Source organism: Marinifilum fragile JCM 15579 (genome assembly GCF_001310955.1).
GTDB lineage: Bacteria > Bacteroidota > Bacteroidia > Bacteroidales > Marinifilaceae > Marinifilum > Marinifilum fragile.
The window spans coordinates 281,520-297,541 of the sequence record NZ_BAZX01000003.1 but is presented as its reverse complement, the minus strand read 5'-3'; the positions used below and the strand labels follow the sequence as shown (position 1 = coordinate 297,541).

Sequence of the window (16,022 nt, the reverse complement as noted above, 5' to 3'; positions counted from 1 at the left end):
CAAATCGTCGAGAGATCTTTTTTGTGGCGAATTTGCATTGCACATTGTCGAGAACATTTTTTTGCATCAAAACTGCCTTTACATTTTGTCGAGAGTGATACTGTCTCAAATTCTATCGGAATGCATTTTCTAGCTTAGGCCCATGCAGGCTTATATAACAAACAAACTCAAAAGGGCGATGCCCTTTGCTATTGCTTTGAGCCTTTCAGGTTCATCCTTTGTGTTCTTTGTGAAACACCTTTGTGCCCTTCGTGGTTAACCCGCAAAAGTCAACATCAATACTTCACCACCCTAAATTCAGTTCGTCGGTTCAAGGCCTTGCCCTCTTCGGTATTGTTGTCGGCTATTGCCTTGCTCGATCCAAATCCTTTGTACAGCAAGCGTTCCTTTTCAATTCCTTTGGCAATCAGGTAATCGCACACAGCCTTTGCCCTGTTTTCCGATAAGCTCAAATTGTGTTCTTCGGATCCTGTGTTGTCGGTATGGCCCGAGATCTCAACAATCAAGTCCTGGTTCTGATTCATCAACTTGAATAGGATTGACAATTCGCTCTCTGATTTTGGCAGAATTTCCCATGAATCGGTATCGAAAAACACATTGCGTAGTACAATTTCACTACCTGTAACCAGTTTTTGAAGACCAATATTCAATTCTTGCGGCTGATTCTTTTCCTGATTCTCCAAGAGTGAAAAATGATCTGAATAATACAAATATCCCTCACTTTCGGCGGCAAACAAATACTCTTTTCCTGCAGGCAAGCACAGCAGGTATTTCCCATTTACCCGATCCGAGTGAATTCGGGCAAGCGTATCTTTCGAACTCAAATCGATCAATTGCAAAAAGGCATACAGGTTTTCCTTTGTATCCACATCGTAAATCTTCCCTTTCAGCCACGAAACCATTGGGGGTTGATGTTCCTTGGGCAAATCGAACACAAAAATATCCTTTCCTTTTCCCTCTATCCTGTTGGATGCAAAGTAGGCCTTATCGCTTTTTGCATTGATTACCAATCCCAATTCCTCGCCATATGTATTAATCGGATATCCCAGGTTCTCTGGCTCCGACCACTTCCCATCTTCCTGAAGTGTTAGTTTATACAAATCGTAAGATCCCATACCCGGTAGTCCATCCGAGGCAATCACCAAATACTGATTGCTGGCATGAATAAAAGGTGACATCTCATTGTTTGCCGTATTGAAATCCATATTTACAGGTTTCGACCACCTTTGTCTGCCATCGGCTAAGTTTTCCATCAGCTCCGATCGCCAAATGTCCATTTTGCCCTTACCGCTTTTGCGATTACTCACAAAATAAAGCACTCTTCCATCGGCCGAAATGCTTGGTTGTGCCTCCCAAGCTGCCGAATTTATGGTAGGTCCTAAATTCCTGGGCTGCGACCAATTGTCTCCCTCACGAACCGAATAGTAAAGATCGCATCTGCCTAATCCATCCTTTCTGCCACAAGCGGTGAAATACATGTATTGCCCATCGGCAGTTATGGATTGAGCTCCTTCGTTGCTTGTGGTATTAATGATTTCCGATAAACCTTTGGCCGGTCTCCAAACCTCGTTCTCTTTTGTAGATATCCAGAAATCCTCTTGCAGCTCCAATTTTACTTCCGTAGATTTTTCGGCCAGACTCAATCGGGTAAACACCAAAACTTCCTCATCGGCAGTTAAGCTGGGCCAGTATTCATCATACTTGGTATTGATCGCATCCCCAATGTTTATGGCTTAAAATCTACTGGATTCGCAATCATATTCATCGCAAAATCACAATTCTTAATCAGTTTTTGCGCCTTTGCCTTATTTCGAGATGAGATTTTTGAGAAGCATAGAAAATCTTCAAATTTGCTTTTGGCTTCCTGATATTTCCCTTGTTTTAAATAAGCATTTCCCAAATTAAGATGTACACGTGGAAAATAAGAGCCATCAATTTCTATTGCTTTCTGATAGGCTTCAATTTCAGCCTCACGATTCTGTAGGGTATAATATACATCTGCCTGAAAAAGGTAAGCCTCAATAAATTTGTCGTTCACCTCCAAGGCTTTGCTTAAACTTTCCAAAGTTTTCTGATTGTCCCTGTTTCGATAATACTGCCCGGCTTCTTCGTAAAAGTGTATGGCCCTGCGCGATTTGATACTATATTTCTTCTGCGCAAAAGAAACATTCACCATCAAAATCACCAGAAAAAATATTGTGCTCTTTTTCATCTTTCTATAAGTTTGTTTTACCCCACGCTCACCCTTCAATTCCCTACAGGGAACAACACACCAGATAAGCCCCTTTAGGGGTTTGGGGTAAGAAGAGCGAAATTAAAATCATCTATGACAAATCTCCGCATACAAACAAGTTCTACAAGCATCCTGATTTTCCACCTGAGTAAATGGAATCTTCGGATCAAAAATCTCTTCGAACATTTCCTGCAAAGCTTTTGTAAATTCTTCCTTGTATACTCTGTAATCATCAACTGGTTCCGGTTTCGAACGACCTTCTTTTCGTGCCAACATACACGTAAACTTGTTGTTGAAGAATTCTTTCAGACTATACACGCCAGGCGAAATAGCCTCTGCTGCTTTTGTCTTATCCTCATAAAACAAGCAATACAATAAGGTTTGAAAAGCTGCTTTGTTTCTGTTCTTTCCTTCTTTCTCGAATAAGGATTCTATGTCCTTAAAAAACAAATCTGCCTTACCCGTTTTGTAGTCCAGGATTCGAATGGTACCATTTGCCCTGTCAACACGGTCAATCAATCCCTTAATGTTTACCTTTCTATCTCCCGATATCGGAATCTGAATTCTATATTCATCTTCTAATGATAGGATTTGAAATGGAGCAAATTGTTGATCCAGGATCAATATCCTATCAATGTACTTTTTAAGGATATCAAAAATCAACAAGTTTCTTCCTGATATCTGAACCTCTTTATCTTTCGGCGTTTTAAAATAGGTATCGCGAAAAGCGGTCTTCAGTTTCGTCTCAATCAGATCTTTGTCTTTTCTAATGATTTCCAGATCTTCCCTTTCCAATGTTTTGCCAACAAATGGCTTGTAAAGATCTTCCAGAGTATTGTGAAACAGGTTCCCAAAAGTAGGCGGATCAATCTCTTCCAATACCTGATCGGGTTCCTTTAATCCTGCAATGTATTTAAAGTAAAAACTCAATGGACAAGCCAAATAAGTATTCAAAGCCGAAGGAGAAAAACTCCTGAATTGATCTCCGCAATATTCCGCCAGGCGATTTAAAATTCGCTCGTTCTTCTCAACACTTATGGGTTTGGCCTCTTTTAACGAGATATCATATCCCGGACTCGATTCTTCAATATCAAAATTAGATTCATATTTCAATTGATACAAAAATCGGCTCATCTCCCCAGTTCTGATTCCATCACTTTGGGTACTATATAGCAGTTTGATATCATCAGCACGCTGTATCAATCGGTAAAAATAGTAGGCAAAAATGGCATCCTGATGGTCGATGGTTGGCATTCCAAATCCCTTTCTCAGGTGATATGGAATGAATGAATTTGCGGTACCAGTTTTCGGCAATTTCCCCTCGTTCATCGAGAGAACCACCAACTTTTTAAAATCCAGCAAACGCGTTTCCAGAATCCCCATCACCTGCAATCCCGCCAAAGGTTCTCCTTCAAACGGAATGCTCAATGTTTGAATCATTTTCTCCAAAATCTTGTAGAAAGTATCCTGTTTTACCTCTATCTGATGCTGATCCAACAACGCTTTCAATCTCTTAATTGCCAAAAACAGGTGGTAAATATACTCCTGCTCAATCTTGTCAACCAATGATTTTTCTTCCTCTTTGGTTTCCAACCTTTGGTAAACATTCTGCAGCAAATTCAATAGGTACATGGCAAATTGATTCACATCCTTCACGGGTGTAAACAGCTTTTCGATTACCTCATCGCCTGTTAAAAGCTTTTGTGAAACCTTTATTTTGTTGGTGGTTAGAATATTTTGGGTTAGCTCATGGGCCAATTCAGGATTTACCGAATTCAAATACTGATGATTCAGCAACGCCAACACCTCTTTATGATGAAACTCTACTTCTCCACCAATTTTTCTGGAGCTCTTTTGCATATCAATTACCAAACGCAACAAACTGGCAACCGGTGTATTCTTTGCAGGATATCCCATGGTAACATTTACATTCTCTACCACCTCTGGAATGGAATGCAAAACAGGGAGCAATAGTTCCTCATCAGCCAAAACAATGGCTGTTTCTTCCGGTGCTACATCCTCATCCTTGCAAAATGCTTGCACCACAGAGTGAGCATATTTGGCCTGCCCAACCTCTGATGACAGAGACACAAACTCCACCTTTGCTTTGTTCTCTTTGATGTTTGAAAAGCTCAATTCAGTTTTAGGAGCAGGAAATCTTTTGATATTGTCTCGCAAAAACAGACCTGCTTCATGGTATGGATTCTTCAGGTAAGATTCATCGTAATCCCAATAAAATTCGGCAAGCTCTTTCTTCTTCAAGAACTCGAACAAATCAATCTCGCATTTATTTAATGCATTGAACCCTACAAAAATTACCTTTTTAGCATCGATTTGAATTCCTCCCGATTCCAATCCATCTATCAAATTCCTTGAAGCCATTCCCTCATAGGCCAGTTTTTCCGACTTCAGCTCCTCTCTCAAATCGGTATAAATACCAAACAGATTCTCCCACAAATTCACGAACTCCTTTTGGTGCTCAGAATATTTTTCAGGTTTAAAGCTGCTCCAAAATGCCTGTATTGCCTCAACCTGTTCATCCGTTAAATAGTCGAACAGATTCTCAATCTCTTTTTCATCCGCCAGATTTTGAAACAAATGCTCGGCATTTACCCTGTACTTGTCCAAATCATCAAAATCACCAAGTAACATCTCTCCCCAGTGATAAAACTCATCGAAGCTTTCGCTTACCTTCATTCTTTTCACATAGATTTTGTACAAGCGAAACAGCAATCCCAAATTGTCTTCTATCTGTAAATTGGACAGAGAACGAAAAAACTCGCTAATGGTAAATACTCTTGGTGCCCAAAGTGGCTGTTCAACCAATTCGTTCAGGTACTTTGAAAAGAACAGACCAGCCCTTCGGTTCGGAAAAACCAAAATGCAATCCGATAATTCATTGGTATATTTTGAGTAAAGCTCTTTGGTAATTTGTTGTAAGAATGAGTTCATATATAGTGTAAGAGATTAGTTAAATTGATGAATTCCGTAAGGCAATACAATTTCAATATTTTGCGATTGAAACATGCCATTGGGATTTAAACCCGGTTTTCCTTCCGGGATTTCTACGCCCAAATTCTTGTAATACTCTACCCAAAATGGCAGATATTCACCTGATTGATTATCCTTAAATGTCATGGGATTTAATTGAAACACCTCTGTTGAATCACCAGTATTTACAAACATTTCATAAATCAATTCTGAACAGTAATAGCTTGAATCACCAATTACATAAATATTATCGTAGGGAAAATTCAATAAGCTTTTTCCATAAGTCATAGCTGCATCAATTCTGGAATCCAACTTGTTATTTAATCTACCAATGGCAACTTTATTGTTTCTTATTAAAAAACTATCCAAACTCGTTAAAGAAACTCCTTTCGATATGGCTTCCAACACATAAATTTTCCCTTTAGAGTCAATATCAACCATACCCACATGAGAAAAATTCAACTTCTTCTCTCCTCCAGTAACCGATTCAATAGCATCTGAAATGGAATCGCTATTTAAATCCTGAAAAATTAGATCGCCTTTACGGAATTCAAACTGCGTTTTTTTTTGTAAATTATCACAGCTTGAAAAATGTAGAATAGTCAGCACTAAAATTATGGTGCGAAAAAATGTCATACTATGAAATATTGATGTTTTTGAATGCAAAACTAAATTAATTGGAAAATGCAACAAACGAAAAAATAGCTCTGTATTTTTTCTGTAAATGTTAAACAGCGTTAACTCATAGAAAATGTCTATAAGCTCATTTGAAAAAAAAATGACATTTTGGTCTTTTATTCCTGTTTATCATGACTTGTTCAATTTCAAAATTAATACATTTGTTTAAGCAACAACAAAAATCAGACAAGTACAACAAACAATTCTATGGATAAATTCAGTTTTTTGGGTAATAGTGAAATCGACTATATTGATGAACTATACCAATCCTATAAAAAAGATCCCTATTCGGTAGAAGAAACATGGAGAACGTTTTTCCAGGGATTCGATTTCGCATCGGCTAATTTTCCGATAAAACAAGAAAGTTCCGAAAGCTTGCCTGCCAGCGAATCAATGAGCAAGGAATTCAATGTAATGAACTTGATTCAGGCTTATCGACAAAGGGGGCATTTATTTACCAAAACCAATCCAGTAAGAACCAGAAGAAAATACTTCCCTACACTGGATATTGAAAATTTCGATCTTACAGAATCAGATTTGGAAACTCCATTTCATGCTGGGAAAGAAATTGGTATTGGAGTAGCAAAATTAAAAGATATTGTAACTCACTTGCAGGAGACTTATTGTAAGTCGGTGGGTGCAGAATATGTTTTTGTTCGTCATCCGCAAATGTTGAGATGGCTGCAAAAGAAAATGGAGAGTTCGAAGAATACTCCGCAGTTTACCGATGAGCAACGCAAGCACATCTACTACCATTTAAAAATGGCTGTTGGTTTCGAGAACTACATTCACAAGAAGTTTGTAGGGCAAAAAAGATTCTCATTGGAGGGTGCAGAAACTCTTATTCCTGCTCTGGATGCCATGATTGAGCGTGGTGCTGAATTGGGCGTTCAGGAGTTTATTTTTGGTATGGCTCATCGAGGCAGACTAAATGTTTTGGCCAATATCCTTGAGAAACCTTATGAGAATATCTTCAAGGAATTCGTTGGTGAAGAATACGAAGAGGACATTGCTCTAGGGGATGTAAAATATCATCTGGGTTATGGGAATACTGTAAAAACAGACGATGGCAGTGAAGTTAAACTTCAGTTGGCTCCAAATCCTTCTCATTTGGAAACCGTTGGAGCCGTGGTTCAAGGAATTTCACGATCAAAAATTGACAATGATTACGAAGGCAATCAGGATCGATTGGTTCCTGTTGTGATACATGGTGATGCTGCAATTGCCGGACAAGGAATTGTATACGAAATCATTCAAATGTCTCAACTGAAGGGATATAAAACAGGTGGTACCATCCATTTGGTGATTAACAATCAAGTTGGATTTACAACCAATTATCTGGATGCAAGATCGAGTACTTACTGTACCGACGTGGCTAAAGTAACTCGCTGTCCTGTTTTCCATGTAAATGGTGATGATGTAGAAGCATTGATTTTTACCATTAAAATGGCAATGGAATACCGTCAGGAATTTAATACCGATGTTTTCATTGATATTCTATCGTACAGGAAGTATGGACATAACGAAGGCGATGAACCTCGTTTTACTCAGCCAATTTTATACAAGGAAATTGCCAAGCATAAAAATCCTAGAGACATTTATGCCGATTATTTAATTCAGAAAGGTGTTTATTCTCAAGCAGAAGTAAAAACCATTAATTCGGATTACAACAAACTGTTGGATGACAAGTTTGAGCTTTCTAAAACATTTGATAAGGTTATCATTCAGCCATTCCTGGATAATTATTACAAAGGCATTCGATATTCAGTTGAATCTGATTTCGAATCTTCTCCTGAAACTGGTGTGAATAAAAAGACACTACTATCATTAGCGGATAATTTTACTTCCCTTCCTGAAGATTTAAAATTCTTCAAGAAGATTGGAAAGTTAATGGGCGATAGAAAGAAAATGGTAGAAAACGATCAGCTTGACTGGGCAATGGGTGAAATGTTGGCTTACTCAAGTTTGTTAACCGAAGGAAATTCTGTTCGAATTAGTGGTCAGGATTCTGAACGCGGAACCTTCTCGCACCGTCATGCAGCCTTGGTGATTGAGGATACCGACAAGAAATATTTCCCACTTAAAAATCTTTCGGAAGATCAGGCTCCATTCCATGTTTACAATTCATCATTAAGCGAATATGGTGTATTGGGTTATGAATATGGTTATGCATTGGCGCATCCTTCTGGATTGACCATTTGGGAAGCCCAGTTTGGTGATTTTCACAATGTAGCTCAGGCAGTAATCGATCAGTACATTAGTGCTGCCGAAGACAAATGGGGAATTAAGAATGGTTTGGTGATGTATTTGCCTCATGGATACGAAGGACAAGGTGCCGAGCATTCAAGTGCCAGAATGGAGCGTTTCCTAACACTTTGTGCGCACAACAACATGCAAATCACCAATCCAACTACTCCTGCCAACTTGTTCCACATGTTGCGCAGACAGGTAAAGAGAGATATCAGGGTACCATTAATTTGCTTCTCACCTAAGAGTTTGCTTCGTCACCCAGCTTGTGTTTCCAGCATGGACGAAATGGCAAAAGGCAAATTTCAGGAAGTAATTGATGACAACAACGTTATTTCCGAAGAAGTAAGAAGAGTTGTATTCTGTACCGGAAAAGTATATTTTGATTTATTGGCTCAGAAAGAAAAGCTAAATGCTCAGGATGTTGCCTTGGTGAGAATGGAACAATTGTATCCTTTCCCACATCAGCAAGTGGATAAGGTATTGGAAAGATATCCAAATGCCATCCTTCATTTATGGGTTCAGGAAGAACCTGAAAATATGGGAGCATGGACATTTATCAATTACAATTTCCGCAACAAAGAGGTGAAATTGGTTCCTGTAGCTCGTCAGGCTAGTGGTAGTCCGGCAACAGGATTATCCAAAATTCATATGCTGGGTCAAAACGAGATCATCAACAAAGTATTTAGAAAATGTGATTGTGATAGAAAATTAAAATATTGCGGATTACAATGTGTTGAAGGAAGTTCTCATGAAGAAATACTGCAAACTCATGAATACTTTGAGGAAAAGAAGAGCAAATTATTAATGTAGAAAACTATCAAGAAAACATATCCCAATGATTGAAATAAAAATACCAAGTCCTGGAGAATCCATTTCAGAGGTTGAAATAGCCAATTGGTTTGTTGCCGATGGCGATATTGTAGAAAAAGATCAAGACATTGCTGAAATTGAATCGGACAAAGCGACTCTAACTTTAGTAGCCGACGAAGGAGGAAAAATTGAAATTCTTGCGCAAGAAGGTGATACTGTAGAAGTTGGTTCAGTAGCTTGTAAAATTGATACCAGTTTTGCAGGTGAAGCTCCTAGTCCAAAGGTCGAAGCTCCAAAAGAAGAAGTTGTTGGAGAGAAAGCAGAAAAAACATCAAGTTCAGCTCCAGCAGCCGATATCAAATCTGAAAATTACAAGGATGTAAAAATCTCTCCGGTTGCCAAAAAGCTGATGGAAGAAAACCAGCTTTCGGTTGATGATGTTATTGCAGGCTTGCAAAGATTATCCAAAAAAGATATTCAGGCAGTTGTTGACAACAAAAACAATCAACCTATAACAGTTGCTGCTGCTCCAAAAGAAATTTCACGCGAAGAGAAACGCACCAAAATGACCAATCTTCGCAAGAAGTTAAGTGCTCGTTTGGTATCGGTGAAGAACGAAACTGCCATGTTAACTACCTTTAACGAGGTTGACATGAGTGCAGTAATGGAGTTAAGAAAAAAGTATCAGAAGAAATTCGTTGAGACTCATGACATCAAATTGGGTTTCATGTCATTCTTTACCAAAGCGGTTACCGAGGCCTTAAAGGCTCACCCAATGGTGAACTCGATGATTGATGGAGAAGAAATTGTAACGCCTGATTTTGCCGATGTTGCAATTGCCGTGCAAACACCAAAAGGATTGATGGTTCCTGTTATCAGAAATGCAGAATCGTTAGGTTTGGCTGATATCGAAAAGAAACTAATGGAGCTGGCTACCAAGGCTCGCGCGGGTAAAATTAGCCTGGATGAAATGACTGGCGGAACCTTTACCATCACCAATGGTGGTGTGTTTGGATCTCTTTTGAGTACCCCAATTATCAACCCACCTCAATCGGGAATTTTAGGAATGCACAATATTGTTGAGCGACCAGTTGCTGTAAACGGCAAGGTAGAAATTCGCCCAATGATGTACATTGCACTTTCCTACGACCACCGTGTAATTGATGGTAAGGATTCGGTAGGATTCCTGGTGAAAATCAAAGAAATGATTGAAAACCCACACAAAATGTTGTTCGACGGAAAAGATCCGGATAGCATGCTGCTGGGATTATAAAAATAAAAGAAGAGCGATGAAATTTCATCGCTCTTCTTTTTTTATAATTTACTCACATATTTCTTTTTTTCTCGTCTGCTAAATTCTTGAGTTATTAACTCATCATTGCAATCTGACGAATAGTAATTATTTGGAAGCAACAAAGATCTACCTCCTTTGTAACAAAAAATTGGATTCACATATCCGTATTGATTGTGTTTATTTTCTTCTTGCTTAGAATCAAACAATTTTTTTGTTTTAAGGTAATACACCATTAATGTCAGCCTGCAATTTTTATTAGAGTCGAACCTTCCCACAATTCCTATTGGATCCATTGGGTTTACCATATCCCCTTCTTTTACATTTATGGTTCCTGATTTAAATCCAGAGTATTCAGCTAAAGTGCCATCTTTATGCTCTATGAGAACTCTATTCGTAGAACTCACAAAACTGTATTTTCGCGTGGTATCAGCTATATGTTTATCTTCAACTTGCACTACCAATCCTTTTCGTGCAGCAACAACAGTTTCCTCTTTTTCAACATTAAACACAAATGCATTAAAATCATCAGGAGAACCATTTCCAAAGGTAAGTCCCATGTATTCTGCCTTACGCACTTTTACTTTTGTGCCTGGTTTAAAAGGCAACATATAAACCATATCATCTTTAATTTTAGGGTTCACCTTTCCCCTCTGATAAATGTAAGTATAAGAAAATCCTATGCCATTAGCCGGATTTTTTGGTTTCAAAGTAAAAAAACGACCTGTACGTCCACTTACATGCGATCCATAACTTGTTTGCATGGCATTAGTTAAATCATCAAATTTAATTAGCAAATAGTAGGTTCCATAAACCTTTTTGGAATAGGTAAAATCAACACTATTATCACTTTTTCTTTCGTATTTCAACTCAATATCAGATTGAGCTAAAGATGTTTTACCTACTACAACAAGCAAGCAAAAACAAATACACAAGGTAATTTTATTCATAAAGGTAATATTAACTGATCATATACTTTACAAATGTACATTTTATTTTTACAACATAAAAAAAATACAATAAAGTAAAATGTTCTTTAACAGATTAAAGTCATAAGCAAACACTTGCAAATAGTCTAAAATCGTAATACAACTATTCCTTTTTCTTTGTTTTATTTTTCCTCCTGATCAATTCCAAAGCCTCATCGTAAAAAAAGCCTGACAGAACACTGCCAGGCTTTAAGCTATATCATTGAACCTAGATTTTATAATCTTTGTCCTCTCAAAATCACCGCATCAATCAAATTACTTCCATAAGCATATGGCATAAATTCAATAGATGGAATTTCTTTAGTAATAAAGACGTTCGCAATCTTACCACGTGCAATACTTCCCAACTCTTCCTGAACACCCATTGCGTAAGCCGAATTGATGGTTGTAGCATTCACTGCCTCCTGTGGCAACATTTTGTAATTGATACAAGCCAACGACATAATGAATTTCATATTTCCAGATGGTGATGAACCTGGATTAAAGTCAGAAGCCAAAGCTACTGGTAATCCTGCATTCATCATATCGCGCACAGGTGAACAAACCATGTTCAAAAAGAAAGCTGCACCCGGTAATACAGTTGGCATGGTTTCAGAATCTTTCAAACACTTGATTTCTTCCTCTCCAACAAACTCAAGGTGATCAACCGAAAGTGCATTATACTTCACTCCTACTTGAATACCTCCCGAGTAATCCAACTCATTGGCATGGATTTTAGGACGCATACCATACTTCATCCCTGCATTCAAAATACGATCAGTCTCTTCTACAGTAAAGAATCCCTCGTCACAGAACACATCAATGTAGTCTGCCAATTCTTCTGCAGCAACCATAGGAATCATTTCGTTGATTACCAAATCAACATACTCTCCCTGACGACCTCTGTATTCTGCAGGTACAGCATGTGCACCCAAAAAGCTCGATTTAACGGTTAGTGGTGTTGTTTCTTTAATTCGCTTGATTACTCGAAGCATCTTCAACTCATCCTCAACAGTCAATCCATAACCACTCTTGATTTCAACCGCACCGGTTCCCATGCTGATGATTTCATGAATGCGTTCCATAGCTGCTTCGTACAATTCATCTTCGGTTGCATTGTGCATCCGTTTTGCTGAATTCAAAATTCCACCTCCACGCTTTGCTATTTCTTCGTACGAAAGGCCTTTAATCTTATCTGTATATTCAATCTCACGACTACCAGCATATACCAAATGAGTATGCGAATCGCAAAATGATGGAAATACCATGCGACCTGTAGCATCGATCTCTTCTACATGATCAAAACCTTCCATTTCATCGTAATTTGGCATATCTTCCATTTTACCAAAATCCGAAATCTTCTCATCCTCAATAAGCAAATATGCATCATCAATGCAATTCAAATTTGCCATATCGGTACCAGCAACCCACTTTCGTGGAGTTTCCTCAACCTGAACAAGAGTTTTTATATTACTTATTAACAGTTTCATATCTATATCAATTAATAATTAGCAATTCATAATGAACCATTTGAAGGAAAGAATTAATACTGAAGGTATCACTGTTTCAATCCATATCCACTCATTCACTTTAACATGCAAATATTAGCTAATTCTGAACAAATTGCAAACCTTTTCGATCTGCTCTTTAAAATTATTTTATATCACTGATTCTGTACATATTTTTCTATTTTTACGCATTCAATTTTAAGGGGTAAAACCAAAACACAATCTAAATCAACCTATATGTTTAAAAAGATACCACACACTTATGTAATTGTATTTGCAATAGTTGTATTATCTGCAATATTAACTTGGATCATTCCAGGAGGAGAATTTGATCGAACAACAGTAAACGTGAATGGCACCGACCGTGAAGTTATTGTTCAAGGGTCATATCATCAAATTGAAAGCCAAGGACAAAGTTGGGAAATTTTTTCTTCTTTCTTTAAAGGATTTGTTGACAAGGCCGATATTATCATGTTTATTTTGGTAATTGGTGGGGCATTCTGGATTATGAATGCCAGTAAATCTATTGATGTAGGGATTTATTCATTTCTTAAATTCACACAGAAACTCGAGAAGAATAAAACCATACGGAAAATTGGAGTCAACAACATTATACTGACCTTAATCATGCTGGTATTTAGTGCCTTTGGCGCCACATTTGGGATGAGTGAGGAAACCATTGCCTTTGTCATCATTTTTGTTCCGATGTCCATTAAAATGGGATATGATTCTATTGTTGGGGTTTGTATCTGTTTTGTGGCTGCCGGACTTGGATTTGCAGGAGCACTTTTAAATCCATTTACCATTGGTATTGCACAAGGTTTATCGAATTTGCCATTATTCTCGGGTATTGAATACAGGTTATTTTGCTGGCTGGTAATTAATGTAATAGGATTTGCTTTCATTTTAAGATATGCAGCTAAGATTCGCAAAAACCCACAAGCATCTTTGGTATACTCCGATGATGCTTACTGGAGAAAACATACCGATACAGATATCGAAGAGTTGGAATTCTATACTCCAAAATCAGCATGGGTTACCTATTTCATTCTTTTAATTACAATGGTAGTTTTCTCTTTCCATTATCCAATGACTACCTTGAAAGTTGGTAATTCGGAAATGACAACCTATGTACTACCAATTGTTACAGGACTATTTGCAATTTTAGGTCTGGTATCTCTTCTTAAGTCAGTACACTTTTACATTCTAAACCTATTACTTTTTACAATTATTTACCTGATTGTTGGTGTAATGGGATATGGTTGGTACATCATGGAGATTGCGACCTTATTCTTTGCCATGGGTATTTTCTCGGGTATTGCATTCAATAATACTGCCAACGAAATCACAAACCTATTTCTTGAAGGAGCAAGAGACATTCTTTCTGCTGCAATGATTGTAGGTTTAGCAGGTGGTATTCTAATTGTATTGGAAGAAGGAAATGTGATCGATTCGATTCTTTACTATATTTCACAATCGATGAACGATTTTGGTAAGATGGCTTCAGTTTCTATCATGTATCTGATTCAGAATATTATTAATGTAATCATCCCTTCGGGATCTGCCAAAGCAGCTTTAACTATGCCAATGATGTCTCAGTTTTCTGATTTAATTGGTGTATCGCGTCAGGCAACTGTAATGGCATTCCAGTTTGGGGATGGTTTTACCAATATGATAACACCAACTTCGGGCGTATTAATCGGCGTTCTTGGAGTTGCAAAAATTCCATACGACAAGTGGGTAAAATGGATTGGCGGATTTATGGCAATTCTGATCATTCTAGGATTATTACTTTTGATTCCTACTGTTACCATGGAGTTAAATGGATTCTAAAAAAATATACAAACAAAGGGGCTCAAAAGAGCCCCTTTTTAATTCTACTAACCACACGGGAAATTAATATCCGGGATTTTGGGAAAATAATGGATTCAAATCTCTTTCTCGTGTTGGAATAGGCCAAACTGTTTTACCAGCACCAAATGCGGCTGCAGAAAAATTTGGATCTCCTACAGGTCTTAAACCCTGTTCATTTCTTAAAAGATCCATTCTTCTATGCCCCTCGAAACAAAGTTCCTTTCTTCTTTCCTCTAAAATATCATCTAGCTCAACGAAGATAAATCAGCCAAACCAGCACGATCTCTAAGAGTATTAATGTCATCTAAAGGATCTTCACCTGTTGAGGTTCCTGCTCTGAAGTTAGCCTCTGCTCTTGTCAAGTACATTTCTGTAATTCTTATTACTGGTGCATTATCAGCGTTGGTTATTCCATCAACGTATTTTGTAGTAAAGAACGAAATTGTATTCTGAGCATCAGTACCTTGCTCCGTAAGAGTTGTAAAACGCAAGTCATTATCAGTATCATACGCATTAATTAAATAATCAGAGAAAGGAGCATCTCCACGTCCTTCTGGTGATGGATTGTATAATCCAGAAAATCCTTCTCCACTATTCTGTCCATCTGCCGCAGTGTTAACCAAAGTGAAAATATGTTCCTTGGAACCTTCGTTTTGGAAGAAACTATAATCCTCGGCTAATTCAAAATTAGTATCGTTGATTACTGCATTAGCTAAAGTTGCCGCATCCGACCATTCACCTCTATATAGGTGCAGTCTGGCTCTCAGTGCTTGAGCGGCTCCTCTTGTAGCCAAAGTACGATCTGTTCCTGTTAAGTTTGCTATAGCAAAGTCCAAATCTGCAGCAATAAATGCATGTACATCATTTAAACTAGATCTTGGAATTTCAAACTCTGTTGTACTACCAGTAAAAATAAAATCTACAATAGGCAAACAGTCGTTTGAACCATTAGAAAGCTGATATGGTGCCGAAAACCAATTGGCCATATTAAAATAGATCAATGCTCGAATAAATCTTGCTTCTGCAATTAAGGCATTCTTATCTGCTTCTTCAAAACCAGGTTCATCTAAAGCTGGCACACCATCAATAACAAAATTAGCGGCCATTACAACTTCAAAGCAGTCTCTCCAAACTTCTTCAATTGAAGTATTATTTGCAAGTATTGTAAAATCTCTTACTTGCAAGAAAGTTGGGAAAGATCCTACAAATCTAACATTATCAGCATGCCACTCTCCCATTGATTGTGGAGTACCATTTAATACATCATCATCCTGACATTTACTATACAACCCCATTACAGCTAATTCTGCTCCCTGACTTGTTGTAAAAATAACATCTTGTGATACATCATCTTCCGGTACCAAATCCAAATCATTATCGCACGACGCCATAACTAATAGCATTGTGAAAAATATTGGTAATATATATTTAATTTTTTT

Annotated in this window: 11 protein-coding genes; 3 read left to right on the top strand and 8 right to left on the bottom strand. The window is 37.8% G+C overall.

Translation table 11 applies throughout. The features are described from left to right. Positions 1–275 precede the first annotated feature (275 nt). The 4 genes from JCM15579_RS04530 to JCM15579_RS04515 all read right to left on the bottom strand — a co-directional run bounded on the left by JCM15579_RS04530 (position 276) and on the right by JCM15579_RS04515 (position 5,860). Complete coding sequence (locus JCM15579_RS04530; RefSeq protein ID WP_157471334.1) at positions 276–1,643, bottom strand: OmpA family protein; 1,368 nt, start codon at positions 1,641–1,643, stop codon at positions 276–278. An 83-nt stretch (positions 1,644–1,726) separates the two neighbouring features. After that, complete coding sequence (locus JCM15579_RS04525; protein ID WP_054716330.1) at positions 1,727–2,212, bottom strand: tetratricopeptide repeat protein; 486 nt, start codon at positions 2,210–2,212, stop codon at positions 1,727–1,729. 108 nt (positions 2,213–2,320) lie between these two features. After that, positions 2,321–5,185 (bottom strand): PD-(D/E)XK nuclease family protein, encoded by a 2,865-nt coding sequence (locus tag JCM15579_RS04520; RefSeq protein WP_054716327.1) that lies wholly within the window; start codon positions 5,183–5,185, stop codon positions 2,321–2,323. Positions 5,186–5,200: 15 nt separating this feature from the next. Beyond that, the gene (locus JCM15579_RS04515; RefSeq protein ID WP_054716324.1) at positions 5,201–5,860 is read right to left on the bottom strand and encodes a YiiX/YebB-like N1pC/P60 family cysteine hydrolase; all 660 of its coding nucleotides are present in this window, start codon (positions 5,858–5,860) and stop codon (positions 5,201–5,203) included. Positions 5,861–6,109: 249 nt separating this feature from the next. Here JCM15579_RS04515 and JCM15579_RS04510 point away from each other — a divergent pair, with 249 nt between their 5' ends. Continuing rightward, positions 6,110–8,962 (top strand): 2-oxoglutarate dehydrogenase E1 component, encoded by a 2,853-nt coding sequence (locus JCM15579_RS04510; protein ID WP_054716320.1) that lies wholly within the window; start codon positions 6,110–6,112, stop codon positions 8,960–8,962. Positions 8,963–8,987: 25 nt separating this feature from the next. Then, positions 8,988–10,235, top strand: a complete 1,248-nt coding sequence (gene odhB, locus JCM15579_RS04505) for a 2-oxoglutarate dehydrogenase complex dihydrolipoyllysine-residue succinyltransferase (RefSeq protein ID WP_218186051.1) — start codon at positions 8,988–8,990, stop codon at positions 10,233–10,235. Between the two features lie 41 nt (positions 10,236–10,276). On the opposite strand, the gene JCM15579_RS04500 is transcribed toward odhB, so the two are convergent. Further along, entirely contained in the window at positions 10,277–11,203 is a 927-nt protein-coding gene (locus JCM15579_RS04500; protein WP_054716314.1) for a M23 family metallopeptidase, read from the bottom strand. Positions 11,204–11,457: 254 nt separating this feature from the next. Beyond that, positions 11,458–12,711 (bottom strand): imidazolonepropionase, encoded by a 1,254-nt coding sequence (gene hutI / locus JCM15579_RS04495; protein WP_054716311.1) that lies wholly within the window; start codon positions 12,709–12,711, stop codon positions 11,458–11,460. A 255-nt stretch (positions 12,712–12,966) separates the two neighbouring features. Here hutI and JCM15579_RS04490 point away from each other — a divergent pair, with 255 nt between their 5' ends. After that, positions 12,967–14,562 carry a YfcC family protein gene (locus JCM15579_RS04490; RefSeq protein ID WP_054716308.1) on the top strand — a complete coding sequence of 532 codons (1,596 nt, stop codon included), beginning with the start codon at positions 12,967–12,969 and terminating at the stop codon, positions 14,560–14,562. A gap of 63 nt (positions 14,563–14,625) precedes the next feature. On the opposite strand, the gene JCM15579_RS21775 is transcribed toward JCM15579_RS04490, so the two are convergent. Beyond that, positions 14,626–14,775, bottom strand: a complete 150-nt coding sequence (locus JCM15579_RS21775) for a RagB/SusD family nutrient uptake outer membrane protein (protein WP_262493483.1) — start codon at positions 14,773–14,775, stop codon at positions 14,626–14,628. 53 nt (positions 14,776–14,828) lie between these two features. Further along, the gene (locus JCM15579_RS04485; protein WP_172677360.1) at positions 14,829–15,986 is read right to left on the bottom strand and encodes a RagB/SusD family nutrient uptake outer membrane protein; all 1,158 of its coding nucleotides are present in this window, start codon (positions 15,984–15,986) and stop codon (positions 14,829–14,831) included. Positions 15,987–16,022 lie beyond the last annotated feature (36 nt).